The organism is Halovulum dunhuangense, assembly GCF_013093415.1.
Lineage (GTDB): Bacteria > Pseudomonadota > Alphaproteobacteria > Rhodobacterales > Rhodobacteraceae > Halovulum > Halovulum dunhuangense.
In genome coordinates, this window is sequence record NZ_JABFBC010000001.1 from 1,415,368 (window position 1) to 1,438,565 (window position 23,198).

Below are 23,198 nucleotides of genomic sequence, written 5' to 3' on the forward strand. Positions count from 1 at the left end.
AGGGCGCCGGGATGACCGGCGCCCTTTCTCGTTGGCGGTTTGCTCAGGCGGTCGCAGGCAGCGCGAATTCCGCCCGTTCCTCCGGGTCGAGTTGGGCGATCAGCCCCTGTTCCCAGGTCAGGTACAGGCGCGAGGCGGCCAGATCGCCGTCATGGCGGCCATGGGCGAACCAGGTGAAATCCACCGCCTCGGCATCGCTCGGACTGTTCGGCGTGGCGACGATCCGCGCGCCTGCCTCTACCAGCGCCGCATGCCCGCCTGCGACGACGCGCACCGAGGCGTGACCCATGCGCGACAGATCGGCCGCGGCAAGCGCTGCTTGCTCGGCGGACCCGGCGATCACCAGAAGCGGCTTTGCCGCCACTTCCTCCGGCCCCGGCAGGTGCGCGCGCACGGTCCAGCGGGCGCCCGAGACATGGCCATTGCGATAGGTGCCAGATCCGCGCAGGTCGAGCAGGACCGCCGCGCCGCCCCTGAGCGCGGCAAGCGCTTCAGCCGCGGTCGCGCTGCCAGACTGTTGGATCGCTGCCGCGGGCACTGGCAGCGGGGTCAGGGCCCGCGCCGCATCGTCGATGCGCAGCACATGCACCTCGAAGCCCAACGCCCGCAGCCAGTAGGCGGCGATTGCGGCGCGCAGCCCGGCATCATCCGCAAGGATCAGCCTGGCATGGCGTACGCCCACCCATTGATCCGTCGCCTGCACGATCTGGCCCGACAGCGCGTGGGCAAAGGCGGGCAGGGGATCCGCCTGCGCCTCGGCTTCCGAGCGGACATCGAACAGAAACGTCGTGCGCCCCTGCTCGTGCCGCAGCCGGTCGGCCAGGGCTGCGTCGATCACCGACAGCCCCTCGCGGGCGATCAGCGCATCGGCCCGCGCCCGCGTGCGCGCCAGCGCATCGGCATCGGGGATGGGGAAGTCGTTGACCGGGTTGCCCCGCTCCAGCGTCTGGCCCGAAAGCGCCCAGCCCTGGGTGCCGTTCTCGAGCGCGTGGACCTCGCCCTCGATCCCGGCGACGGCAAGGCCGAGCACGCCGATGATCCCCCGGGTCCGCCCGGCGCAGGTGATGACCACGGGGCCGTCATCCGCCGCCATGTCGAAGCGGTGCGCAAGTTCGCCATTGGGCAGGCACAGCGCGCCGGGAACCCGCATCTTCGCGTATTCCGCCGGCGGGCGGCAGTCGTAGAAGCGGAAGTTCCGGCCTTCCGCCTTCCATGCGGAAAGCGTCGTGGCGTCGATGGTCTTCGGGTGCATGGCATGTTCCGCCAGCTCGCCCAGCGTCTTGGACGGCACGTTCACGCCCTTGTAAAGCGTGAAGCCCGCCGCCGCCCATGCAGGCGCGCCGCCCGTGACGATGGCGATGTCGGCATAGCCCATGGCCGCCATCGCCTCGGCCGCGCGCTCGGCCACGCCGTCGCCGCCATCGATCAGCAGGACCGGCACCGCGCGGCGCGGCACCAGCGTGCCGACCGTCAGTTCCAGCCGGCTGAAGGGACAGGGCACCACGAACAGCGGGTGCCCCATCGAGAAGGGCCCCGCCTCGCGCACATCGAGAAAGGCGATCTCGGTGCCCGCATGGACCGCCGCCTTCGCCTCTGCCGGGGCGAGGTGACGGATCATGCCGCCACCGACTTCGGCTCGACGCCCGCGAAGAACGCACCGAACGCGGCCAGGATCAGGTCCGGGCGCTGCTCGGCCGGGTAGTGCCCGGTGGGGACTGCAAAGCCGCGCAGGTCGTCGGCCCAGTCCGCCCACATCTCGACCGGGCGGAAATGCCGGCCGCAATGGCTGTTCGAGCCCCAGATCACCAGCACGGGGCAGGCGATCTTGCGCTTGCCGAAATCGGCCTTGTCCATCGCGAAATCGACGCCGACGGTGGCGCGGTAATCCTCGCAGACGGCGTGGATCTGCTCGGGCGTGGTGCAGCGCTTGTATTCGGCCATCGCGCGCGGATCGAAGATCGACAGGCCCACGCCCTTCTTGTTCAGCTTGTAGTCGATGTAATAGCCCAGGTCCGCGGTCAGCAGCTTTTCCGGGAAAGGCGCCTTCTGGGCCATGAAGAACCAGTGATAGGACTCGAGGCCCCAGCCCAGCGTCACGTTGCTCAGCACCGCGTGGGTCGGCACGATGTCGAGGGCGGCAAGCCGCGTCACCCGCTCGGGCCGGTCGAGCGCCATGCGGAAGCCCACCCGCGCGCCGCGATCATGGCCGGCGACGGCGAATCGCTCGAAGCCGAAATGGTCCATGATCTCGAAATTGTCCTGCCCCATCGCGCGGAAGGAATAGGCGGCGTGATCCTCGCCGCCCTCGGGCTTGGAACTGTCGCCATAGCCGCGAAGGTCGGGCGCGATCACGGTGTAGGTCTTTGCCAGTTCCGGGGCCACCTTGTGCCAGCTGACATGGGTCAGCGGGTTGCCGTGCAGCAGCAGAAGCGGCGGGCCGTCGCCACCTTTCACCAGCGGGATCTCGGCCCCGGACGTTTTCACCACATGGGATTCGAAGCCGGGGAACATGTCCCGATCGGCTGCCAGCCTTGCCTCGTTCATTTTCTGTCCTCCGAGGTTGTCAATTGTTGACAATCCTACAAAAAGAAGGGATGGTCTGGCAATATCAAGAAAAGAGGCGTCCATGAAAATCAAGGACATCCGCGCCAGCCTGCATGGCTTCTCGATCGAGATCCCGCTGCTCGAGGGCCGTGTGCAGGGCTACGGCCGCGAAGAGCAGACCGTTTTCGTGTTCTGCGAGGTGGAAACCGACGAAGGCATCGTCGGCTATGGCCTGACCGGGCATTTCCTGGCCCGCGCGGTGATCGAGGCGCTGCACAAGCATGTGCTTCCCGCCGTGCGCGACATGGATGTGCGCGACACCGAGGCGATCCACCAGAAGACCTGGAAGAAGCTGAACCCGCGCGCGATGACCGGCACGGTCTCGATGGCGCTGTCCTGCCTCGACATGGCGCTGTGGGACATCATGGGCAAGGCCGAGGGCCGTACGGTCGCGCAGCTTCTGGGCGGCGCGCGCACCAAGGTGCCCGCCTACTGCACCTTCGGCTTCCCGCAGTATGACCGCGACCAGTTGGCCGAAGCGGCGAAGCTGCATGTCGCCAACGGCTTCACCGCGCTGAAATCCGTGGTCGCGGTGGACAAGGGCGGCTGGCGCGAGGATGCGCGCCGCGTCAAGGCGATCCGCGACGCGGTGGGTGACGACATCGACCTGATGATCGACGCCAACTACCTGTTCAACCCGGTCGAGGCGAAATACCTCTGCCGCGAGATCGAGGACTGCCGCATCACCTGGTTCGAGGAACCCTTGCAGCAGAACGACGCCCGCGCCCTGGCCGATCTGCGCCGCGGCACCCGCATCCCGCTGGCCGCCGGCCAGATGGAAGGGCATCGCTGGCGCCTGCGCGAGTTCGTCGAGCACCAGGCGATCGACATTCTCCAGCCGAACGTGACCTATTGCGGCGGCTATACCGAGGCGCGGAAGGTCGCGCACCTGGCGCAGATCTACAACATGCCCATCGCCAATGGCGGCGGATGGCCGCTGTTCAACATGCACCTGCTGGCAGGCATGATGAACGGCTGGATCGTCGAATGGCATCTCGGCATGGTCGCGGTGGGCGAGACGATGTTCACCGACGCGCCGAAGCCCAAGGACGGCTTCATCGAGATCCCCGACCGCCCCGGTCTTGGCCTGACGCTGGATCGCGACGCCTATAACGAAACCCGCATAGCCCTGGACTGACACAATGCGCATCACCGAAATCCGCGAAGCGGTCGTCCCGATCTCCTCTCCGATCCGCAACGCCTATATCGACTTCTCCAAGATGACGGCGAGCGTGGTGGCCGTTGTCACCGACGTGATCCGCGACGGAAAGCCGGTCGTCGGCTACGGCTTCAACTCGAATGGCCGCTACGCCGCCTCTGGCCTGCTGAACGAGCGCTTCCTGCCCCGCCTGCGCGAGGCGGCGCCCGACAGCCTGATCAACGATGCGGGCGACAACCTGGATCCGCGCAAGGTCTGGGCCACGCTGATGAGCAACGAGAAGCCCGGCGGTCACGGCGAGCGGTCGGTTGCCGTCGGCGTGATCGACATGGCGGTCTGGGACGCGGTCGCCAAGATCGCGGGTGTGCCGCTCTATCGCTACCTTGCCGATACCGAGGGCGACGGCACGGTGGACGACAGCGTCTTCGTCTACGCGGCGGGCGGCTACTACTACCCCGGCAAGGACGACACGCAGCTTCAGGAAGAGATGCGGCGCTATCGCGACATGGGGTATGAAGTCGTCAAGATGAAGATCGGCGGCGCCTCGCTCGACGAGGATATCCGCCGGATCGAGGCCGTGCTGGAGGTGGTGGGCGACGGGAAATACCTGGCCGTCGACGCCAATGGCCGCTTCGACCTGGATACCGCCATCGCCTATGCCAAGGCGCTCTCGCCCTACAAGCTGTTCTGGTACGAAGAGGCGGGCGACCCGCTCGACTATGCGCTCCAGGCAGAGCTTGCCAAGCATTACGACGGGCCCATGGCCACCGGTGAGAACCTGTTCAGCCACCAGGACGCGCGCAACCTGCTGCGCCATGGCGGCATGCGCCCCGACCGGGACTGGCTCCAGTTCGACTGTGCGCTGTCCTACGGGCTGGTGGAATACCTGCGCACGCTGGCGATCCTGCCGGAATGCGGGTTCTCAACCCGGAACGTGATCCCGCATGGCGGGCACCAGCTGTCGCTGAACATCGCCGCCGGCCTGAAGCTGGGCGGCAACGAGAGTTACCCCGAGGTATTCGCACCCTTCGGCGGCTTTGCCGACGACACGCGGGTGGAGGCCGGCCGCGTCGGCCTGCCGGATGCGCCGGGGATCGGGTTTGAGAAGAAGCAGGGCCTCATCGAATGCATGAGGAAGGCAACAAGCACCTGACGAGCAGTGAGGCCCCTCGCTCGGCAGCCGGGGGCCTGCAAAAAGAATACTGGGGCGGCTCTGCCGCCCCTTTTTCGTGGCTCACAGAAGCGGGCGAAGATCCTTCGAGACAAGCCCGGAAATCCGCCGCATGCCAAGCGCATCGCGAAGCTGCGCCAGGCTGCGCAACCCGTCGATGACGGCGAAGAATTCGTCCAGATCACTTGCGCCCGGCACATCGGCGCGGGTGCGGAACAGGAAGCGACGTTCGGACAGGCTGGGCGGCATACCCAGCGCCAGGGGCCAGAGGGCGAAGTTCAGGTAGCGATCCTCGGGCGCCCATTGCGAGTGCTGGAGATTGAGAAGCTGGATGAAATCCGCCGTCTGCCGTACCCAGTTCCGACCGGCCCTGCGCGTGAAGCCATGCGCCCTGGCCGCCAGGTCGAGCGCGCCTTCGTCGAGCCGCTGGAAGGGTCCGGTCGGTGCCATGACGCAAGCCTAGGGCAGGGGCGCCGAAGCGGCAATCCTGCCTGCTGCCTTACAGCGCGCGCCAGATCATCGAGCCGCCACCCACGAGGATCAGCGCCTCGACCATCAGCGTATGCACCCGGATCGAGGTGTGGCGCACGACCCAGACGCCCAGCCAGGTGCCGGGAATGGCGCAAAGTCCCATCGCCAGCGCCAGCCCCGTCATCGGCAACGTCAGCGCGTCGAGCCCGCCGTAGAAGATGATCTTGGCGATGTTCACCATCACGGCGATGGCCGCGTCGGTGGCCAGCAGCGCCGGGCCCAGATGCCCCAGCCCCATCAGGATCGGGATGATCAGCATGCCCGCGCCCACGATGATCGAGGTCAGGAATCCGAAGGCGCCCGAAACCGCGATCACCGTACCCTTGCCGGGCCTAAGCTCGCGCCCCTCCATCCAGCGGCGCAGCGGGATCGAGGCGATCAGGATGGCCCCCAGCATGATCTGGATCGCCTCTCCCTCCAGCCGGACATAGACCAGCGCGCCCAGCGCCGAGGCGGGGATCGCGATACCGCCGATCAGCAGCGCATGTTTCCAGACCAGCGCCTCGCGGTAGAACCAGACGCGGGTGCCGTTGTTGATGAGCATGTAGACCGACAGGATCGGCAGCACCGCCTTGGCGCCCACGATGGGCGTGATGAACAGCGTGACCAGCATCCCGCCCCCCATGCCCGAGACGGCGCCAAGCGCCGCGGCGAGGAAGCAGACGACCATGCCGGCGATGGCCACCGCCGGCGACAGGCTGGTCAGGACATCGGCATCCACTTACGCGCCAAGCCTCCCCAGGGGGGCGGCGTCAAAGCGGGCGTCCGCACCGAAAAGGCCGGTCGCGAACTGCTCCAGCGTCTCGGCCGCGCCCGCCTTGCGGCCGGCGAAATCCAGGTTGGCGCGCGCCTTCTTCAGGATGTCGGCCCGGCTCATCGGCTCGCGCGTGCCGCCACGCATCTGGGCCTGCCGCTCCTCGACCACACGGCCGTCCTTCAGCGCGGCCCGGACATGGCCCGTGTAGTTGCGCGGGTATTCGTTGTCGGGGTCTATGACGAAGCTGACCTTCGCGGCCAGCGCCAGCGCGCGCGGGTCGGTCACTGCCTGGTCGGTGAACTGGGCAAGCCCCGCATCGCCCCAGATCAGCCCCGCCGCCACCGTGTAGGGCGACGAGAACTTCGCCGCATAGGCGGTGGGCGGCTTGCGCTTCAGTTCCAGCGGTTCCCACAGCCGGTGAACGGTGCCCTCGCCCACCTCGCAGGTGATGGCGACGATGTCCTCGGGGGCGATGCCCTGCTCCTTCAGGCGGACGGCGCAATCGATGAAAGGCTGGGTCATGGTCCCGCAGGCATAGGGCTTGAAGGCGACGTTGCCGGCCTCCCAGCGGGTGCCCAGCTCGTCCGTCAGCAGCGAGAAGTCGGGCGTGATCGACGGTGCGAAGGCGGCGTAGAGCCCGTGGACCCCCTCGAACACCGTGCGCGGCCCGCGGAAGCCCGCCGCCCCCATCTGCGCGGCGCGCATTCCCGCCTGGGCGGCCCAGCCGGGATGCATGCGCTTGGTCCAGGTCCCGTCCGCGAGGTATTCGATGATGCCCGACGCCATCGACGCGGCGACGCCCAGCGTGTCGCGGATCTGCGCGGGGGTCTGGCCCATGGCGTGCGCGACACCCGCAGCCGCGCCCATGCAGCCCAGGATGGCCGTGGGGTGAAAGCCCGCCGAATGGACCGCCTTGCCCGAAACCTGTCCCAGCCGGTTGGCGATCTCGGTGCCGACGACCATCCCGCGCGCGACCGCGCCCGACGTCAGGCCCATCGCCTCGCCCGCTGCGAACAGGGCGGGGACCACGACGACGCCGGAATGGACCGGGCAGCCCTCGTAGGTGTTGTCGTAGTCCTCGCCGTGGCCGCAGGTGCCGTTGATGACGGCGGCGGCGGCGGATTCGAAGCCCTGCTCCAGCCCCCAGACCGTGCAGGCGCCGCGCTGGTCGAAGGCGCGGCGCACGGCCTGCCCGTAATCGGTGCCGAGTGCGGCCACCGTCAGCCCGACGGTATCGATCACCGTGTTCTCGGTCGCGCGGCGGGCGGCGTCGGGGATCGCGTCATCGGTCAGCCCTGCGATCCAGTCGGCAAGGATCTCGGAAACGCTGCGTCCGGTCTGGTCGGTCATGGGTTATCCTTTCATGCGTGTGGCGGCGGTGTCAGTGCCGGAAGTCGGTCATGGCCGACAGGTCGGGCCGGTCGGCAAGGGTCTGACAGAAATCGAGCAGGCGTTCGGCGCGCCCCGCGTCCCAGCCGCCATGGGCGGCGTTCGAACGGAACTTGGCCAGGATCTCGGCCTCGGGCAGCGGTTCGTGCTGGCCGCCGCGCATGTGGGGCTGGAAATATTCCAGCACCCGCCCGGACTTCAGCGTCACCCGCATGTGGCCGATATAGTTGCGCGGATAGGGGTTCTCGGGATCGATCTCGTAGCGGATCTTGCCGGCGAGCGAGAGCAGTTTCGGGTCGAGCACCTTCGCGTCGTCGAACTGGGCAAGCCCCGCATCGCCCTCGTGAAAGCCCAGCGCCATGCAGAACGGCATGGAGAACTTGGCGGCATAGCCCGATGGCGGGCGATGCTTGGCGGCCAGCGGCTCCCACAGCCTGTGCACCAGCCCCTCGCCGGTCTTGCACAGGATGTCCTCGATCTCGTCGGCCGGGATCCCCTCGGCGCCCAATCGGCGGGCGCAGTCGATATAGGGGTGGATCATCGTCCCGCAGGCATAGGGCTTGAAGACGATGCGCCGGAAATACCAGTCCTCGCCCAGCCCCTTGCGCAGATGGCTGTAATCCGGCGTCGCGGTGGGGGCGAAGGCCTTGAAGAAGTTGTGCCCGCCCTCGAAGACGGTGCGCGGCGCAAAGAAGCCGGTGCGCGCGATCATCGCCGCGCGGTAGCCCGATTGTGCCGCCCAGCCCGGATGCAGCCGCTTCGTGTGCGCGCCGTCGGTGAGGTACTCGATGATGCCCGACGACATGGAAGCGGCCACGCCGAAGGCGGCCGCGATCCGGTCGCGGTCGAGCCCCAGCGCCACCGCGGTGCCCGCCGCGGCCCCCAGCGCGCCGATGATGCCCACCGGATGAAAACCCGCCTTGTGCATGTGCCCGGCCGCGACATGATTGATGCGGCAGACCGACTCGAGGCCCGCGACGATGCCCAGCAGCGTGCGCTCGCCGCTCAGCCCGTGCCGTTCGGCCGCCGCCAGCACCGCCGGGATCACCATGGCCCCCACGCGGATGGGGGCGCCTTCCAGCGTGTCGTCGAAATCCTCGCCATGGATCGCGACGCCGTTGACCAGCGCGGCCCCCGCGGCATCCAACGCGCGCGCATGGCCGAGCGCCGTGCAGGGCCCGTCGCTGTCGCAGGCGTCCAGGATCTGGCCGATGTAGTCCGTGCGCCGCGCCGCAAGGCAGAGCCCTGCCGCGTCGATCAGGTCGCGGATCGCCACGTCTCGCGCGGCGTCGGGAATGTCGGACAGCTTGAGGCCGGCAAGGAAGCCCGCGAAATGCTCCGAGACGGTTTCCGCGATGGGGGCGGTTTCGGCCATGTTGTCCTCCCGTTATTTTTCGACGACATTTTCACCTGATGCGTCAACTGTCAACAATTGACGATCTTTTGTGCAGGCGTCATGGTTGGGCCATTGGCCCGCACAGACGGGATGGCAGCGGAGGGATCCATGACGACGACAGGGGAACAGGCGCTTTCGGGGCGTGTCGCAATGGTCACGGGCGCCTCGCGCCGCATAGGGCGCGCCACGGCGCTTGGGCTGGCGCGCCACGGCGCCGACGTGATCGTGACCGCGCGCAGCGCGCGCGACGAGATCGAGGCGGTGGCCGAAGAGATCCGCGCACTGGGCCGTCGTGCGCAGGTGGTGATGGGCGATGTCACCAGCGAAAGCGACGTGATCCGCATGGGCGAGGAGGCAAGATCCGCCTTCGGCCGCATCGACATCCTGGTCAACAACGCAGCCGTGCGCCGGCAGTCGCCGCTTCTCGACATGAGCCTGTCCGAATGGCGCGAGATCAATTCCGTGGTGCTTGACGGCGCCTTTCTGGTGAGCCGGTCGATCCTTCCGGTGATGATAGAGAACAGCTACGGCGTGATCGTGAACATCGGCGGCGTGACCGGGCATATCGGCGCGAAGAACCGCGCCCATGTCTGCACCGCCAAGGCGGGTCTGGTCGGTCTGACCAAGGCGATCGCGGTGGAATTCGCGGATCGCGGCATCACGGCCAACTGCCTTGTTCCGGGCAAGATCGGCGGAGAGCGGTCAGCCACCTCCGGCGAAAGCCCCGCCATGCCCGCGGACATCCTGCTGGGCCGCGAGGGCGAGATCGACGAGGCGGCCGGCATGGTCGTGGCGCTGTGCCTGCCCGCCGCCCGGTTCATGACCGGGCAGACGGTGCATGTGTCGGGCGGGCTCTACATGCCCTGATGCGTTCAGGCGGCCCCGTCCGTCATCAGAAGGGGCCGCAGGTCGCGCACATCCGCGAGGCGCTCGATATCCCGGACCGCCTCGATCAGGCGCCCGGTCTGGTCTGCGCCCAGCACGGGGGCGATCAGGTCGCGCGCCTTCGCCTCGACCTCCTCGGGCCGCATCGGGTTGTCGGGCGTGCCCAGCACGGCAAAGGTCCTGTGGCGCAGGTGGCGACCGTCCTTCGTGTCGATCTCGATGATGGCCTGACGCGCCGGGCGCGCCTCGGTCAGTTCGGGGCTGGGGATCGCGGTGATCTTCTCCCGCAGGTCCAGCACGCGCGGATCCTGCATCCGCCCCTTGTCGTGGGTCGAGGCGAAGCTCAGTTCGCCATCCACCAGCGCCAGCGCCAGCAGGTGCTGGAGGCACACGTCGGGCATGTCGCGATTGTCCACGATGGTCAGACGGTCGTCGGGCATGATTGCCCGCAGCGCCACCACGTCCGCGGCCGTCAGCCCGTCGCTCGCGATCAGGGCCATGACCGAGTCAAGCGCCGCCTGTATGGGCGAGCCGACGCACCATTTCTTGATCGAGGCGGCCATGATCTCGAAGCGGCTTCCCAGTCCGGCTGCCAGCGCCTCCGGGTCGGGGTTCTCGCCGAAGGCCGAGAGATAGGAGAAGGGGCCGGTCAGCGATCCGGTGCAGCCCGAGGCGCCCGAGGCGACGAACAGCGCCCCGAAGACGCCGTTGCGCGCGCCCATGCCACCGAAATCGAACGCCTTTTCCACATGCTCGCTGTCGCGCTGCCAATAGGCGATGCCGCTGGCCTGCTGGGTCGCGTAGGACAACAGGTGTTCGGCCTGCGCCGGGGTCAGCCCCGCCAGGGCACCGGCGGCGGCGGCGGCGCCGAAATTCGCGCCCAGGCAGTGGGTCGAATGGGTGCCGCTGCGCGGACCCGAGAACCCCAGCGCGATGGTGGCGCGCGCCCCGATGTCGTAGCCGCAGGCGACGGCGCGCAGAAGTTCCGCGCCGCTGCGCCGCCGGTGATCCGCGACCGCAAGCGCCGCAGGCACCACCGCGCAGCCCGGGTGGAAGCGTCCGCCCAGGTGCGAATCGTCGGTTTCGTCGGCATGGGCCGCCATCGCCGCCGCAAAGGCCGCGTCGATCGCGGTGGTCAGGATCGGCGTGCCGGGGACACAGGACTGCGCGGGACCCGTCTGCCCCTGGATGAAGGCCATGGCCTTCCTTCCGGCCTTCAGCCTTGTGCCGCTGATGATCGCGGCCAGGGTGTCGAGCAGATGCAGCTGCGCCTTCTGCGCCACTTCGGGCGGCAGCGCGATCGCGGCCGCGGATGCGACATGCGCCGCGACCTGGGCGGTGATGGTGGTTTCGGTCAATCTGTCCTCCGGCACGAATTCTGACGATCGTTTTGCGTTCCGGCAGTCTCCGAAAATTGTCGGCAGTTGACAACCTTGGATCGCAGCGTGAAACTGGCGGGGCTTGAGACTTGGACAAACCGAGTCCGACAGACACTGGATGGGAGGAGAATCCATGCTACCCAAGATCCGCACAATTGCGGCCGGCTTTGCCATGGCCGCAGCCGTCGGGGGGCTCAGCCTGCCCGCCGTGGCGCAGGATTACCCGCATGACACCGTGGTGCTGACGACGCATTCCTCGCCGGGCGGCGGCACTGACGTGTTCCTGCGCGAGATGACCCGCTACCTGGGCAAGTATCTTGGCGTGAATTTCGCGGTCGAGAACGTGCGCGGGGGCTCGGGCGCGGCTGCAATGGCCGACATCGCGACATCGCCCGCCGATGGATCGCGCTTCTATGGAACGACGCCCACCTACATCAACACCTCGCTGCTGAGCGCGCCGGAATACGATTTCCGCGACATGTCCGGCGTGGCCAACGTCTTCCTCGATCCGCAGATCGTGTTCGTGCGCGCCGAAAGCCCCTTCACCAACCTGGCCGAGGTGGTCGAGGCCTCCAAGGCGAGCCCCACGGCGGTGAAGTTCGGCGTGACCACCCCCGGTTCCCTGGACCGGCAGGTGATGGAGCAGTTCAAGCAGCTGACCGGCGCGCAGGGCCCGGTGATCACCCATGACGGCGGGGGCGAGCTGCTGATCAGCGTGCTGAACGGCACCGTCGACCTGGGCATCGGAGAGATCCAGGAACTGTCCACGCAGATCGAGGCTGGCGAGATCCGGCTGATCACCACCTACACCAAGGAGCGCCTGAGCGACTTCCCCGATGTGCCCACCGCCAGCGAGCAGGGCATCGATCTTGTCGTGAACAAGTTCCGCGGCATCGCCGGGCCGAAGGACATGCCCGAAGAGATCTATGCCGCCTGGGAAAAGGCGATCCAGGAAGTGCTGGAAGATGCCGAATTCAAGGCCTGGTACGAGGCCCAGAGCCTGGTGCCCGCCTTCATGGGCCACGAGGAGTATGACGCGTTCCTTGAGGAATTCGCGACCGAACAGGAAGCGTTCCTGAAGGAATACGGGATCATTCAGTAAAGACTGACGGCGGCACACGGGGAGAGCAGACATGCCCAAGGATTTCTGGATAGGACTGGTCACTTTGGGTGCCGCCACCTTTTACTGGCTGGAGGCGGACAAGATCCGCATCAGCCCGCTGGACGGCCCGGTGGGGGCATCGGGCCTGCCCAAGACGCTGGCGCTGGCGCTCGGTGCGCTTTCCGCGCTGCTGATCCTTCGCGCGCTGTTCGAGAAGCTGCGCCCGCTGCCCGACAGCGGCGCCCCAAAGGCGCCGCTGCGCGAGCGGATGGTTCCGCATCTGCGCGCCATGGGAATGCTGGGGCTCGGCATCGGATACGTTCTTCTTCTGCCGGTCTTCGGCTACGCCCTGACCGTGGCGGGGCTTCTGATCGGGGTCGGGCTCTATATCGGGGCGCGCCCCGACGCCAAGCTCTTCGCCGTCGCCATCGGCGGGGCGATCTTCTTCCATTTTCTCTTCGTCGAGTTCCTCGACGTGCCCCTTCCCGTCGGTGCGGTGATCGAAACGATCCTGTCCACCGGCGCCTGACCCCAGACCAGAGGATACCGGACATATGGAAGGCCTGTCTTACGCCTGGACCGCCCTGACAACGACCCCGGCCGTGTTCGCGGCATTTGGCGGGGTGATCTGGGGCATCCTCGGGGGGGCGCTGCCCGGCATCTCGCCGTCGATCGCGATGGCGCTGCTGCTGCCCTTCACCTATGCGATGGAACCGACGACGGCCATCGTGCTGCTGGCGGCGGTCTATGTGGGCGCCGAGTATGGCGGCTCTATCCCCGCGATCCTGATCCGCACCCCTGGCACCAACGCCGCCGCCGCCACGGCCATCGACGGCTACGAGATGAAGCGCCAGGGCCGCGCCGGCGAGGCGCTGGGCATCTCGCTTGTCACCGGCGTGATCGGCGGGCTGGTCGGCTGGGCCTTTCTCGTCATGCTGACCGAGCCGCTGGCGCAGGTCGCGCTGATGTTCACCCCGCCGGCCTATTTCGCGCTGGGTGTGCTGGGCCTGAGCGTCATCGCCTCGCTGTCGAACGAGTCCCTCGTCAAGGGCCTGATGGCGGGCGTGGTGGGGCTGATGATCGCGACCGTGGGTACCGACCCGCTGTCGGGCGTCAACCGGTTCACCTATGGCTCGCCCGAGTTGCTGGCGGGGATCCCTTTCATCCTTGTCATGGTGGGCGTGTTTGCCGTGTCCGAACTCCTGGTGCAGAGCGACAAGAACGCCTGGGAACGGACCGACGCGGCCCAGGCAAGGATCGTGCTGCCCTCGTGGGGGATGCTGAAGAAACTGCGCCGGTCCATGGGCATCGGTTCCGGGATCGGCGCGGTCGAGGGCGTCATGCCCGGCGCCGGCGGATCGATCGCCGCGTTCATGTCCTACAACGAGGCCAAGCGCTGGTCGAAAGAACCCGAGAAGTTCGGCCACGGCTCGGAAGAGGCGGTCGCCGCCCCCGAGACGGCGAACAACGTGGTGGCCGGCACGGCGCTGGTGCCGATGCTCAGTTTCGGCATTCCCGGCTCGAACTCCACCGCGATCCTGCTGGGAGGGCTGCTGATCCATGGCCTGCGCCCCGGCCCGATGCTGTTCGAGCAGAGCCCCGAATTCATCTATGGCCTCTTTGGCGGCCTGCTGGTGGCGAACGTCTCGCTGCTGGTGATCGGGATCGTGATCATGACGCCGGCGATCTGGCTCGTGAACCGGCCCAAGCCCTATCTGCTGGCCGCGATCTATGCGCTGATCTTCTCGGGGATCTACTCGATCCACCACAGCTTGTTCGATCTTTACATCGTGCTGCTTGCCGGCGGGATCGGCTACCTGATGCGGCTGATGGGCTTTCCGTTCCTGCCGCTCGTCCTGGGCCTGGTGCTGGGCTACCTGATCGAGTCGAACTACCGCCGGTCGCTTCTGCTGACCAATGGCGATCACATGGTCTTCCTTCAGGATCCGGTGTCGCTGGGCCTTCTGATCGTGGCGGTGCTGTTCGTTGTCGGCTCCGGCATCCGCGACTGGCGCGCGATCCGGCGCAAGCGCGCGCAGGCGCAGGCATGAGGCTGCACGAGGTCCGGCCACTGCGTCCCGGCGCCCGGCTGGCGCCGGAGGAGCAGCTCGCCTGGAAGATCGCGGCGATGGCGGCGGACCCTGCGGCGCTGGATCCTGCGGCGGCAGAGATGGCCGCCAACCGGATCGTGGATGACTGGGCGGTGGCGCTGGCCGCGATCAACCGGCCCGCGGTGATCGCTGCGCGCGGCGCGGCGCTGGCCCATCCGCGCAAGGGGGGCGCGAGCGTGATCGGTCTGCCCGCCGATCGGCGCTTCGACTGCCTCTGGGCAGGCTATGCGAATGCCGCCGCGATCCGCGAACTGGACTTCAACGACGCCTTCTTCGCGGCCGAAAGCTCGCATCCCGGCGATGTGATCGGGCCGATCGTGGCCGTGGCGCAGCAGACCGGCGTGGATGGCGCGGCGCTTCTGCGCGGCATCGTCACAGCCTACGAGATCCAGGTCGACCTGGTGAAGGGGATCGACCTGAACCGCCACCGCATCGACCATGTGGCGCATCTTGGCCCGGCGGTCGCGGGCGGCATCGGCGCCATGCTGGGGCTGTCGGTGCCGGTGCTCTACCAGGCGGTGAACCTGGCGGCACACCTGGCGATATCGACCCGGCAGACCCGCAAGGGGCAGATCTCGTCCTACAAGGCGGCGGCGCCCGGCCATATCGGACAGATCGCGATGCTGGCCATCGACCGCGCCATGCGCGGCGAGACCAGCCCCGCGCCGGTCTACGAGGGGGATTACGGGCTTCTCGCCATCCTGCTGGGCGGCCCCGAGACGGTGGCCCATGTGCCCCTGCCGGAACCCGGAGAGCCGAAGCGCGCGATCCTCGAGACATATCCGAAGGAACATTCCGCCGGCTATCACGGGCAGGCGCTGATCGACCTGGCCTTCCGCATGCGCGAACGCATCGGCGATATCGAGGAAATCGGGGACATCGCCATCCACACCAAGAAGCTGACGCATCTGGTGATGGGCTCGGGCGCCGGCGATCCCGAGAAATGGGACCCGCAGGCCAGCCGCGAGACGCTGGACCATTCCGCCATGTTCATCTTCGCCGTGGCGCTTCAGGACGGTGTCTGGCACCACGCCGACAGCTACGCGCCCGCGCGGGTGGCGCGGCCCGACACGGTGCGTCTGTGGCGCAAGATCCGCACGGTCGAGGATCCCGAATGGTCCGCCCGCTTCACCGATCCCGCGCCGCTGGACAAGGATCACGGCGCCCGGGTGGTCGTCACCTACGCCGATGGCCGCGTGCTGACCGAAGAGATCGCTGTCGCCAACGCCCATCCGCGCGGCGCGCGTCCCTTCGGCCGCGAGGATTACCGGCGCAAGTTCCGCAGCTTCGCCGAGGGGCTGGTGGCCGAGGCCGAGATCGACCGCTTTCTCGCCACGGTGGACGGGCTTCATGCGTCGGGCCCGAAGGCGCTGGCCGGTCTTGCGATCGAATGCCTGCCGGGCCGGCTTGAAAGCGGCGCGCCCGGGCTGTTCGACATCCCCGTCTGACCTGCCCTCAGACGCCCAGCCAGCGGTCGGCCTGATCCGGCGACAAGGCGTCAAGCGTCCCGGTCCAGACGGTCTGGCCACGCTCCACGATCACGGCGCGGTCGGCGATGGCGCGCAACTCCTTGAGGGACTTGTCCACCAGCAGGATGGACAGCCCGTCCGCCTTCAGCGCGCGGATGGCGGTCCAGATCTCCTGCCGGACGACCGGCGCCAGCCCCTCGGTCGCCTCGTCCAGCACCAGTAGCCGCGGGTTGGTGACCAGCGCCCGCGCGATCGCCAGCATCTGCTGCTCGCCGCCCGACAGGGTCGCGGCCAGCTGGTCGCGCCGCTCGCCCAGGCGGGGAAACAGCGTGCAGACCCGCGTCATGTCCCAGGATCCGGGACGGGCGGCGACGGCGATGTTTTCGGCGACGCTCAGGGGCGCGAAGCAGCGCCGCCCCTCGGGCACAAGGCCCAGACCCAGCCGCGCCGCGCGGTGCGAGGGCAGGGCGCCCAGGTCATGCCCGGCAAAGGCCAGCCGCCGCGCGTTTGCGGGCATCATCCGCATCAGCGCGCGGATCGTCGTGGTCTTGCCCATGCCGTTGCGCCCCATCAGCGCGACGACCTCGCCTTCGGCCACGCTCAGCGACACGCCGAAAAGCGCCTGCACCGGCCCGTAGGAGGCGGTCAGATCCTCGATCTCGAGAAGGGCTGTCATGCCTCCTCTCCCAGGTAGGAGGCGCGGACCTCGGCGTTGGCGCGGATCTCGTCCACGGTCCCGGTGGCGATGACCCGTCCATAGACCAGCACCGACACGCGGTCGGCCAGCGCAAAGACAGCGTCCATGTCATGCTCGACCAGCAGGATCGGCGCCTGGCTGCGCAAATCCGACAGGATTTCCGTCATCGCGCGCGCACCTTCGGCGCCCATGCCGGCCATCGGCTCGTCCAGCAGGAAGGCGCGGGGCTTCAGCGCCAGCGCCATCGCCAGTTCCAGCCGCCGCCGCTCGCCATGGGAAAGCGCCGCGGCGGCGATGTCCTCGCGCCCCCTGAGCCCGGCATGGGCGACATGCGCGCGCGCGGGGCCGGTCAGGTGCGGGTCGCGCAGGGCGCGCCGGAAGAAGCGGAAGCTCGCGCCCGAGGCGCCCTGCACCGCCAGTACCACATTCGCCAGCACGCTGAACTCGGGAATGACGGACGACACCTGGAAGCTGCGCGCAAGCCCCGCCCGCGCCCGCGCCGCCGTATCGAGCCCGCCGATATCCCTGCCGCCGAAACGGACATGCCCGGCATCGGGGGCAAGCTCCCCCGCGATCAGCTTGATCAGGGTGGACTTGCCCGCCCCGTTCGGCCCGATCAGGGCGTGGATCTCTCCGGGCCGCAGGTCGAGGCTTACGTCGTCGGTCGCCCGCAGCGCGCCGAAGCTCTTGCAGAGCCCGCCCAGGGAAAGGATCGGCTCAGCCATGCCGCCGCCTTTCGGCAAGACCCAGGATGCCGCCCGGTGCGAAGAGCACGATCGCCAGCAGCAGCAGGCCCACCAGCGCCAGCCAGTGCTCGGACACGCCGCCCAGCAGATGTTCGAGCAGGATGAACACCATCGCGCCCGCCAGCGGCCCCGCCAGCCGCGCGACGCCACCCAGGATGACGAAGACCATGATCTCGCCCGACATCTGCCAACTCATCATGGCGGGGCTCACGAAGCGGTTCAGGTCCGCGTAAAGCGCGCCCGCAAGCCCGGTTATCATGCCCGAAAGAACGAAGGCGGTCAGCTGCAGCGGGAACGGGCGGATGCCCAGGGCGCGCGCCCGTCCGGGGTTCTGCCGCGCCGCCTGCAACGCCAGCCCGAAGCGCGAGGCGGTCAGCATCGCGGTCAGCCCAAGCGCCAGCATCAGAAGCCCCGCGCAGATCGCGAAGAACTGAAGCGGCGCGAAGGTGTTCAGCCCCGGAAAGCTGTTGCGGACGTAGAAGGACAGCCCGTCCTCGCCGCCATAGGCCGGCCAGGAGATCGCGAAATAGAACAGCATCTGCGCGAAGGCGAGCGTGACCATGATGAAATAGACCCCCCGCGTGCGCAGCGACAGCGCGCCGATCACCAGCGCCGCCAGCCCGGACAGGATCATCGCCACCGGCCAGATCGCCAGCATCTGGTTGGTGCCGGAAAATCCGAAGGGCAGGGGCTGGCCGCTCATGGCATGGCTTGCCAGCACCCCTGCCGCATAGCCGCCCAGCCCGAAATAGGCGGCGTGGCCGAAGGAGACCATGCCGCCATAGCCCAGGGCAAGGTTCAGCCCCACTCCGGCCAGGCCCAGGATTGCGGCCTTGGTTGCCAGCGTCACCAGATAGGGCTGCCCCATGAATTGGGCTGTCAGCGCCGTTCCGATCAGCAGCGCCAGCACCAGCGCATCGGCAAGCCCCGCACGCGCCATCAGCGGGCCCCCTGTCCGTAAAGCCCCTGCGGGCGCAGCACCAGGACCACCGCCATCAGGATGTAGATCAGCATCGAGGCGACCGCCGATCCGATCGCGTTGGCCGAGGACGGGTCCATCACCTGCGCCAGAGCCGAGGGCAGCAGCGCCTTGCCCAGCGTGTCGGTCATGCCGACCAGAAGCGCGCCCACAAGCGCGCCCCGGATCGAGCCGATCCCGCCGATCACGATCACCACGAAGGCCAGGATCAGCACCGGCTCGCCCATGCCGACCTGTACCGACTGCACCGTGCCGACCAGCGCCCCCGCCAGCCCCGCCAGCGCCGCGCCCAAGGCGAAGACGGCGGTATAAAGCCGGCCGATATCGACGCCGAGTGCCGCCACGATCTCACGGTCGGCTTCACCGGCGCGGATGCGGATGCCAAGGCGCGTGCGCCCGATCAGCCAGAACAGGCCAAGTGCCACGGCAGCGCCGATCACGATGATCGCAAGGCGAAAGGCGGGATAGGTCACCCCGCCCGGAAGCGAGACCGGGCCGGACAGAAAGGGCGGAACCGACAGATAGAGCGGGAAGGACCCGAACACCCAGCGCGTCCCTTCGGAAAAGACGAGTATCAGCGCGAATGTGGCCAGCACCTGATCCAGGTGGTCGCGGGCATAAAGCCTGCGGATGACCAGAAGTTCGACCAGCGCGCCGGCGGCGGCGGCGGCCGCAAGGCTGGCGGCAAGCCCCAGCCAGAACGAACCCGTGGCGGCCGCGACCGCCGCGCAGGCAAAGGCGCCGATCATGTAGAGCGATCCATGCGCAAGATTGATCAGCCCCATGACGCCGAAGACCAGCGTCAGGCCGGCGGCCATCAGGAACAGCATCATCCCGTATTGCAGGCCGTTCAGGGCCTGCTCGATCAGAAGCGTGAGCGGCATGGAACTCCCGGGGGTGCCTGCGGGCCGGGTCACGGCCCGCAGCGCGTGGGGGCGGTATTACATCTTGCAGTCGGCGGCGTAGGCGTCGGCCCGATCCTCGAGCGCCGTTCCGACGATGCGGTTGGTGTAGACGTCACCTTCCTTGATTACCTCGCGGACATAGATGTCCTGGATCGGGTGGTTGTTCGGCCCGAAGGTGAAATCGCCCCGGGTCGAGGCGAAATCCGCCTCCTTCAGCGCCGCGCGGAAGGCGTCGGCGTCCGAGACATCTGCCTTGGCCATGGCCGACAGCAGCAGGTTCGCGGTGTCGTAGCCCTGGCTTGCGTAAAGCGAGGGAAGCCTGCCGTATTCCGCCTGGAAGGCGGCAACGAAGGCGGTGTTGGCCGCGTTGTCCAGGTCCTTGGACCACTGCGAGGTGTTCTTCACGCCGAGCGCGGCGTCGCCCACCGCCTGAAGGATCGCCTGGTCGAAAGAGAAGGCCGGGCCGATCAGGGGGATATCCACGCCCGATTCCGCATACTGCTTCATGAAGGCGATGCCCATGCCGCCGGGCAGGAAGAAGAACACCGAATCCGCACCCGAGGCCCGGATCTGCGCGATCTCGGCGGCGTAGTCGGTCTGGCCGAGCTGGGTATAGACCTCGCCGGCCAGCCCGCCCTCGTAGAAACGCTTGTAGCCGGCCAGCGCGTCCTGGCCGGCGGGGTAGTTCGGCGCAAGGATGAAGCTGTTGGCATAACCCTCTGAATTCGCATAGGCACCGGCGGCCTCGTGCAGGTTGTCGTTCTGCCAGGCGACGTTGAAATAGTTCGGATGGCAGGCCGACCCGGCCAGCTGCGAGGGGCCCGCGTTCACCGACAGGTAGAACTTGCCCTGCGCCACCGCCGCAGGCACCACCGCCATGGCAAGGTTCGACCAGATGATCCCGGTCAGCACGTCCACCTGCTCGGCCTGGATCATCTTGTCGGCCAGTTGCACCGCGACATCGGGCTTCTGCTGGTCGTCCTCGATCACCACCTCGACCTCGGTCCCCGCGTCGCCCGCCATCTTCAGCGCCAGCAGGAACCCGTCGCGCGCGTCGATGCCCAGGCTTGCGCCACCGCCCGAAAGCGTCGTGATCATTCCGACCTTGACCGGCTCGGCGATCGCCGGCGCCGCCATAGCCATCGCCACCGCCGCGATCCCCGCCATCAGTTTCGTTCTGTATTTCATGGACGTGCACTCCCCGTTGCTGTCTTTGGATACCTGTTTAAAGGGCAAATCCCGGCTGTGGTATCCCCTTCGGCGCCCTTTGGCGCGATTTCCACGTCCCCCGGCCCCGGCTCGCATTCCGTGGGCCGGGGGACTAGGGTCCGGCTGCCCGCAGGCAAGCGGCACAAGGGGGATTCGTCCATGGCGCGGCTCTCGCGCGAATGGCTCAGGCTGAAGTTCAGGGCGCTGCTCCGCCGTATCGGGCGGCATGTGCCGCCCGGCATGCGGCTTGTGGTGGGGCTGCTGCTGATGGCGGGCGGGCTGCTGGCCTTCCTGCCGGTGCTGGGCATCTGGATGCTGCCGCTTGGCATCGCGGTGGCCGCGCTCGATGTGCGCACCATCCAGCGGTGGTGGCGCCGGCAGCGGCTGAGGCGCAGGCGGCAGAGGGGTCGCAAGGGTTTGTAAGCGGGTGCGTTCCGGGGCAAGACTTGGGGACCACACCGGAAACGCGCCCATGTCCTTCACGCTTCGCCAATTGCAGTATTTCATGGCCGTGGTCGAACATGGCTCGGTCAGCCTTGCGGCGCAGAGCCTGTCGATCTCGCAATCGGCTGTGACCGAGGCGATCAAGAACCTCGAGGCGGATCTGGGCGTGCAGCTCTTCGAGCGTCACGCGCGGGGGCTTGCCACCACCCATAACGGCCACCAGTTCCTGCGCCACGCAAGCACCGTGCTGGCCAGCGTGTCGGCCGCGCGTCGCGCCTTTGACGCCGAGGCGGACATCCGCGCGGGCCGGCTGCACCTGGGCGTCACCTCGCTGATGGCGGGCTATGTGCTTTCGGACCTGCTGGCAAAGTACCGCCGCGCCAATCCGCAGGTCGAGGTGACGGCGGTCGAGGACAATGGCGAGTATCTCGAGCATCTGCTGATCGGGGGCGAACTGGACGTGGCCGTCATGCTGACATCTGCGCTGCATGACCGGATGGCGCTTCAGACCGAAATCCTCGACGTCTCTCCCTATCGGCTGTGGCTGCCGATGGGCCACCCGCTGGGCACGCAGGAAAGCATCAGCCTGCAGGACGTCACCCGCGAGAAGCTGATCGTGCTGAACGTGGACGAGATGGAGGAGGGCACCGTCAACCTGCTCTCGGTGCTGGGCCAGCGCCCGCAGATCGCCTTTCGCACCCGCTCGGTCGAGGCGGTGCGCAGCCTTGTGGCGACCGGGGCCGGCGTCGCGCTGCTGCCCGATCTGGTGTACCGGCCCTGGTCGCTGGAAGGCGACCGGATCGACTCGCGCGACGTGTCCGGCGCGCTTCCCGTCGTGCAGGTGGGAGTTGTCTGGCGCAAGGGCTCGCCGCTGTCGCCCCAGGCGCGCGACTTCATCGCCATCGCCCAGGTCCACCAGGCGTTGCGGGGGCGGTGATCCCGGTATCGGAAAAACCGATATCGTGTTTCTTCATTATGAATTTGCGAAAGCGCAGGGGCGGCCGCATCCTTTCGGCCAAGTATCGGCACAAGAACCGCCGGACCATCCTCAACAGGGAGCCTCACCATGACCTCACGCCTGAAATCCTGCTCTGCCATGGCGCTAGCCCTGGCCATATCCACGCAACCCGTCCTGGCCCAGATGACCGAGATCGGCGCCGGCGAGGGCGCGCTCTCGATCGTGGCCTGGCCCGGCTACATCGAGCGCGGCGAGACCGACCCCGCCTTCGACTGGGTGACAAGCTTCGAGGAGGCCACCGGCTGCATGGTCAGCGTCAAGACCGCCAATACTTCGGACGAGATGGTGGCGCTGATGAACGAGGGCGGCTTCGACCTGGTCACCGCCTCGGGCGATGCCAGCCTGCGCATGATCGCGGGCAAGCGCGTGCAGCCCATCAATACCGACCTGGTCCCCAGCTGGTCCACCGTGGACGACCGCCTGAAGGAGGCGCCCTGGCATACCGTGGACGGCGTGCATTACGGCGTGCCCTACATGTGGGGCCCCAACGTGCTGATGTACAACACCGAAGTGTTCCCCGAGGCGCCCACATCGTGGAACGTGGTCTTCGAGGAAATGACCCTGCCCGACGGCCAGTCCAACAGCGGCCGGGTGCAGGCCTATGACGGGCCCATCCACATCGCGGACGCAGCCCAGTACCTGATGTTCCACAAGCCCGAGCTTGGCATCACCTCGCCCTACGAGCTGAACCAGGAACAGTACGATGCTGCGCTCGACCTGCTGCGCGGGCAGCGGCAGCTTGTGGCGCGCTACTGGCACGATGCCTTCATCCAGATCGACGACTTCAAGAACGAGGGCATGGTCGCCTCGGGGTCCTGGCCCTTCCAGGTGAACCTGCTGGCCGCCGGCGGGGCGCCCGTCGCCTCGACCATCCCGCAGGAGGGGGCGACCGGCTGGGCCGATACAACCATGATGCATGTGGACGCGCCGAACCCGAACTGCGCCTACATGTGGATGGAGCATTCGCTGGCCTCGAACCTGCAATCGGATCTTTCGGTCTGGTTCGGCGCCAACCCCTCGGTTCCGGCCGCCTGCACCGACGGGCGCGGGATGCAGACCGCCGAGGGCTGCACGACGAACGGCTTCGACGAATTCGAGAAGATCCGTTTCTGGACCACGCCGGTTTCCGCCTGCGAGAGCCAGGGCGAATGCGTGCCCTACTACCGCTGGGTCAGCGACTACATCGGCGTGATCGGCGGCCGCTGAGGCCCCGTCCCATCCATTGAACCAAGGCCCGCCGGGGACAC

Annotated in this window: 22 protein-coding genes and 1 pseudogene; 10 read left to right on the forward strand and 13 right to left on the reverse strand. The window is 67.8% G+C overall.

Annotated features, from left to right (window positions below; all coding sequences use genetic code 11):
- Positions 1–43: 43 nt before the first annotated feature.
- Together HMH01_RS06930 and HMH01_RS06935 are read right to left on the reverse strand one after the other, a co-directional pair.
- A complete protein-coding gene (locus HMH01_RS06930) occupies positions 44–1,618 on the reverse strand; it encodes a rhodanese-like domain-containing protein (protein WP_171323698.1) in 1,575 nt (524 codons plus the stop codon).
- A complete protein-coding gene (locus HMH01_RS06935) occupies positions 1,615–2,544 on the reverse strand; it encodes an alpha/beta fold hydrolase (protein ID WP_246237290.1) in 930 nt (309 codons plus the stop codon). The genes HMH01_RS06930 and HMH01_RS06935 overlap by 4 nt, the downstream gene beginning before the upstream one ends.
- 82 nt (positions 2,545–2,626) lie before the next feature.
- Between HMH01_RS06935 and HMH01_RS06940 the strand changes: the two genes are divergently transcribed.
- Together HMH01_RS06940 and HMH01_RS06945 are read left to right on the forward strand one after the other, a co-directional pair.
- A complete protein-coding gene (locus HMH01_RS06940) occupies positions 2,627–3,742 on the forward strand; it encodes a mandelate racemase/muconate lactonizing enzyme family protein (RefSeq protein WP_171323700.1) in 1,116 nt (371 codons plus the stop codon).
- A 4-nt stretch (positions 3,743–3,746) separates the two neighbouring features.
- Complete coding sequence (locus tag HMH01_RS06945) at positions 3,747–4,916, forward strand: mandelate racemase/muconate lactonizing enzyme family protein (protein WP_171323702.1); 1,170 nt, start codon at positions 3,747–3,749, stop codon at positions 4,914–4,916.
- A gap of 81 nt (positions 4,917–4,997) precedes the next feature.
- Here the strand turns inward: HMH01_RS06945 and HMH01_RS06950 are convergent, their stop codons facing one another.
- Genes HMH01_RS06950 through HMH01_RS06965 form a run of 4 tightly spaced genes read right to left on the reverse strand, consistent with a single transcriptional unit; the run spans position 4,998 to position 8,986 of the window.
- A complete protein-coding gene (locus HMH01_RS06950) occupies positions 4,998–5,384 on the reverse strand; it encodes a DUF4304 domain-containing protein (RefSeq protein WP_171323704.1) in 387 nt (128 codons plus the stop codon).
- Between the two features lie 49 nt (positions 5,385–5,433).
- Positions 5,434–6,186 (reverse strand): TSUP family transporter, encoded by a 753-nt coding sequence (locus tag HMH01_RS06955; RefSeq protein WP_171323706.1) that lies wholly within the window; start codon positions 6,184–6,186, stop codon positions 5,434–5,436.
- Complete coding sequence (locus HMH01_RS06960) at positions 6,187–7,572, reverse strand: MmgE/PrpD family protein (RefSeq protein ID WP_171323708.1); 1,386 nt, start codon at positions 7,570–7,572, stop codon at positions 6,187–6,189.
- Positions 7,573–7,603: 31 nt separating this feature from the next.
- A complete protein-coding gene (locus HMH01_RS06965; protein ID WP_171323710.1) occupies positions 7,604–8,986 on the reverse strand; it encodes an MmgE/PrpD family protein in 1,383 nt (460 codons plus the stop codon).
- A 129-nt stretch (positions 8,987–9,115) separates the two neighbouring features.
- On the opposite strand from HMH01_RS06965, the gene HMH01_RS06970 reads away from it, so the two are divergent.
- Entirely contained in the window at positions 9,116–9,874 is a 759-nt protein-coding gene (locus HMH01_RS06970; protein WP_171323712.1) for an SDR family NAD(P)-dependent oxidoreductase, read from the forward strand.
- 5 nt (positions 9,875–9,879) lie between these two features.
- On the opposite strand, the gene HMH01_RS06975 is transcribed toward HMH01_RS06970, so the two are convergent.
- Positions 9,880–11,250: an MmgE/PrpD family protein gene (locus HMH01_RS06975; protein WP_171323714.1), complete on the reverse strand. Its 1,371-nt coding sequence runs from the start codon at positions 11,248–11,250 to the stop codon at positions 9,880–9,882.
- A 154-nt stretch (positions 11,251–11,404) separates the two neighbouring features.
- Between HMH01_RS06975 and HMH01_RS06980 the strand changes: the two genes are divergently transcribed.
- The 4 genes from HMH01_RS06980 to HMH01_RS06995 are packed head-to-tail and all read left to right on the forward strand — an operon-like array spanning position 11,405 to position 15,932.
- Positions 11,405–12,373, forward strand: a complete 969-nt coding sequence (locus HMH01_RS06980) for a Bug family tripartite tricarboxylate transporter substrate binding protein (RefSeq protein WP_171323716.1) — start codon at positions 11,405–11,407, stop codon at positions 12,371–12,373.
- 31 nt (positions 12,374–12,404) lie between these two features.
- A complete protein-coding gene (locus tag HMH01_RS06985; protein ID WP_171323718.1) occupies positions 12,405–12,902 on the forward strand; it encodes a tripartite tricarboxylate transporter TctB family protein in 498 nt (165 codons plus the stop codon).
- Between the two features lie 25 nt (positions 12,903–12,927).
- Positions 12,928–14,424, forward strand: a complete 1,497-nt coding sequence (locus tag HMH01_RS06990; RefSeq protein ID WP_171323720.1) for a tripartite tricarboxylate transporter permease — start codon at positions 12,928–12,930, stop codon at positions 14,422–14,424.
- The gene (locus HMH01_RS06995) at positions 14,421–15,932 is read left to right on the forward strand and encodes an MmgE/PrpD family protein (protein ID WP_171323721.1); all 1,512 of its coding nucleotides are present in this window, start codon (positions 14,421–14,423) and stop codon (positions 15,930–15,932) included. The genes HMH01_RS06990 and HMH01_RS06995 overlap by 4 nt, the downstream gene beginning before the upstream one ends.
- 7 nt (positions 15,933–15,939) lie before the next feature.
- Here HMH01_RS06995 and HMH01_RS07000 read toward each other — a convergent pair whose 3' ends face one another.
- The 6 genes and pseudogenes from HMH01_RS07000 to HMH01_RS07020 all read right to left on the reverse strand — a co-directional run bounded on the left by HMH01_RS07000 (position 15,940) and on the right by HMH01_RS07020 (position 20,468).
- A complete protein-coding gene (locus HMH01_RS07000) occupies positions 15,940–16,629 on the reverse strand; it encodes an ABC transporter ATP-binding protein (protein ID WP_171323723.1) in 690 nt (229 codons plus the stop codon).
- Positions 16,626–16,895 (reverse strand): ABC transporter ATP-binding protein C-terminal domain-containing protein, encoded by a 270-nt coding sequence (locus tag HMH01_RS18045; RefSeq protein WP_425483600.1) that lies wholly within the window; start codon positions 16,893–16,895, stop codon positions 16,626–16,628. Before HMH01_RS18045 ends, HMH01_RS07000 begins: the two co-directional genes overlap by 4 nt.
- A gap of 9 nt (positions 16,896–16,904) precedes the next feature.
- Positions 16,905–17,303, reverse strand: a pseudogene (locus HMH01_RS18050) (ATP-binding cassette domain-containing protein); the annotation flags it as partial.
- 64 nt (positions 17,304–17,367) lie between these two features.
- Positions 17,368–18,336 (reverse strand): branched-chain amino acid ABC transporter permease, encoded by a 969-nt coding sequence (locus HMH01_RS07010; RefSeq protein WP_171323727.1) that lies wholly within the window; start codon positions 18,334–18,336, stop codon positions 17,368–17,370.
- The gene (locus HMH01_RS07015) at positions 18,336–19,259 is read right to left on the reverse strand and encodes a branched-chain amino acid ABC transporter permease (protein WP_171323729.1); all 924 of its coding nucleotides are present in this window, start codon (positions 19,257–19,259) and stop codon (positions 18,336–18,338) included. Before HMH01_RS07015 ends, HMH01_RS07010 begins: the two co-directional genes overlap by 1 nt.
- A 57-nt stretch (positions 19,260–19,316) precedes the next feature.
- Positions 19,317–20,468: an ABC transporter substrate-binding protein gene (locus HMH01_RS07020; protein WP_171323731.1), complete on the reverse strand. Its 1,152-nt coding sequence runs from the start codon at positions 20,466–20,468 to the stop codon at positions 19,317–19,319.
- A gap of 180 nt (positions 20,469–20,648) precedes the next feature.
- On the opposite strand from HMH01_RS07020, the gene HMH01_RS07025 reads away from it, so the two are divergent.
- The 3 genes from HMH01_RS07025 (at position 20,649) to HMH01_RS07035 (ending at position 23,157) form a co-directional block, all read left to right on the forward strand.
- Positions 20,649–20,912, forward strand: coding sequence for a hypothetical protein (locus HMH01_RS07025; protein WP_171323733.1), 264 nt, complete (start codon positions 20,649–20,651; stop codon positions 20,910–20,912).
- 49 nt (positions 20,913–20,961) lie between these two features.
- A complete protein-coding gene (locus HMH01_RS07030; protein WP_171323735.1) occupies positions 20,962–21,870 on the forward strand; it encodes a LysR family transcriptional regulator in 909 nt (302 codons plus the stop codon).
- A 129-nt stretch (positions 21,871–21,999) separates the two neighbouring features.
- Positions 22,000–23,157, forward strand: a complete 1,158-nt coding sequence (locus HMH01_RS07035) for an ABC transporter substrate-binding protein (RefSeq protein WP_171323737.1) — start codon at positions 22,000–22,002, stop codon at positions 23,155–23,157.
- Positions 23,158–23,198: the final 41 nt, after the last annotated feature.

Excerpts from the sequence above, each read along its gene's own strand:
- HMH01_RS06985 (WP_171323718.1), top strand. The coding sequence starts at position 12,405 with ATGCCCAAGGATTTCTGGATAGGACTGGTCACTTTGGGTGCCGCCACC.
- HMH01_RS07015 (WP_171323729.1), bottom strand. The coding sequence starts at position 19,259 with ATGCCGCTCACGCTTCTGATCGAGCAGGCCCTGAACGGCCTGCAATAC.
- HMH01_RS06950 (WP_171323704.1), bottom strand. The coding sequence starts at position 5,384 with ATGGCACCGACCGGACCCTTCCAGCGGCTCGACGAAGGCGCGCTCGAC.
- HMH01_RS06940 (WP_171323700.1), top strand. The coding sequence starts at position 2,627 with ATGAAAATCAAGGACATCCGCGCCAGCCTGCATGGCTTCTCGATCGAG.
- HMH01_RS07025 (WP_171323733.1), top strand. The coding sequence starts at position 20,649 with ATGGCGCGGCTCTCGCGCGAATGGCTCAGGCTGAAGTTCAGGGCGCTG.
- HMH01_RS06935 (WP_246237290.1), bottom strand. The coding sequence starts at position 2,544 with ATGAACGAGGCAAGGCTGGCAGCCGATCGGGACATGTTCCCCGGCTTC.
- HMH01_RS07000 (WP_171323723.1), bottom strand. The coding sequence starts at position 16,629 with ATGACAGCCCTTCTCGAGATCGAGGATCTGACCGCCTCCTACGGGCCG.
- HMH01_RS06945 (WP_171323702.1), top strand. The coding sequence starts at position 3,747 with ATGCGCATCACCGAAATCCGCGAAGCGGTCGTCCCGATCTCCTCTCCG.
- HMH01_RS06990 (WP_171323720.1), top strand. The coding sequence starts at position 12,928 with ATGGAAGGCCTGTCTTACGCCTGGACCGCCCTGACAACGACCCCGGCC.
- HMH01_RS06995 (WP_171323721.1), top strand. The coding sequence starts at position 14,421 with ATGAGGCTGCACGAGGTCCGGCCACTGCGTCCCGGCGCCCGGCTGGCG.
- HMH01_RS06970 (WP_171323712.1), top strand. The coding sequence starts at position 9,116 with ATGACGACGACAGGGGAACAGGCGCTTTCGGGGCGTGTCGCAATGGTC.
- HMH01_RS07020 (WP_171323731.1), bottom strand. The coding sequence starts at position 20,468 with ATGAAATACAGAACGAAACTGATGGCGGGGATCGCGGCGGTGGCGATG.
- HMH01_RS18045 (WP_425483600.1), bottom strand. The coding sequence starts at position 16,895 with ATGGCGCTGGCGCTGAAGCCCCGCGCCTTCCTGCTGGACGAGCCGATG.
- HMH01_RS07010 (WP_171323727.1), bottom strand. The coding sequence starts at position 18,336 with ATGGCGCGTGCGGGGCTTGCCGATGCGCTGGTGCTGGCGCTGCTGATC.
- HMH01_RS06960 (WP_171323708.1), bottom strand. The coding sequence starts at position 7,572 with ATGACCGACCAGACCGGACGCAGCGTTTCCGAGATCCTTGCCGACTGG.
- HMH01_RS07035 (WP_171323737.1), top strand. The coding sequence starts at position 22,000 with ATGACCTCACGCCTGAAATCCTGCTCTGCCATGGCGCTAGCCCTGGCC.
- HMH01_RS06930 (WP_171323698.1), bottom strand. The coding sequence starts at position 1,618 with ATGATCCGTCACCTCGCCCCGGCAGAGGCGAAGGCGGCGGTCCATGCG.
- HMH01_RS07030 (WP_171323735.1), top strand. The coding sequence starts at position 20,962 with ATGTCCTTCACGCTTCGCCAATTGCAGTATTTCATGGCCGTGGTCGAA.
- HMH01_RS06965 (WP_171323710.1), bottom strand. The coding sequence starts at position 8,986 with ATGGCCGAAACCGCCCCCATCGCGGAAACCGTCTCGGAGCATTTCGCG.
- HMH01_RS06980 (WP_171323716.1), top strand. The coding sequence starts at position 11,405 with ATGCTACCCAAGATCCGCACAATTGCGGCCGGCTTTGCCATGGCCGCA.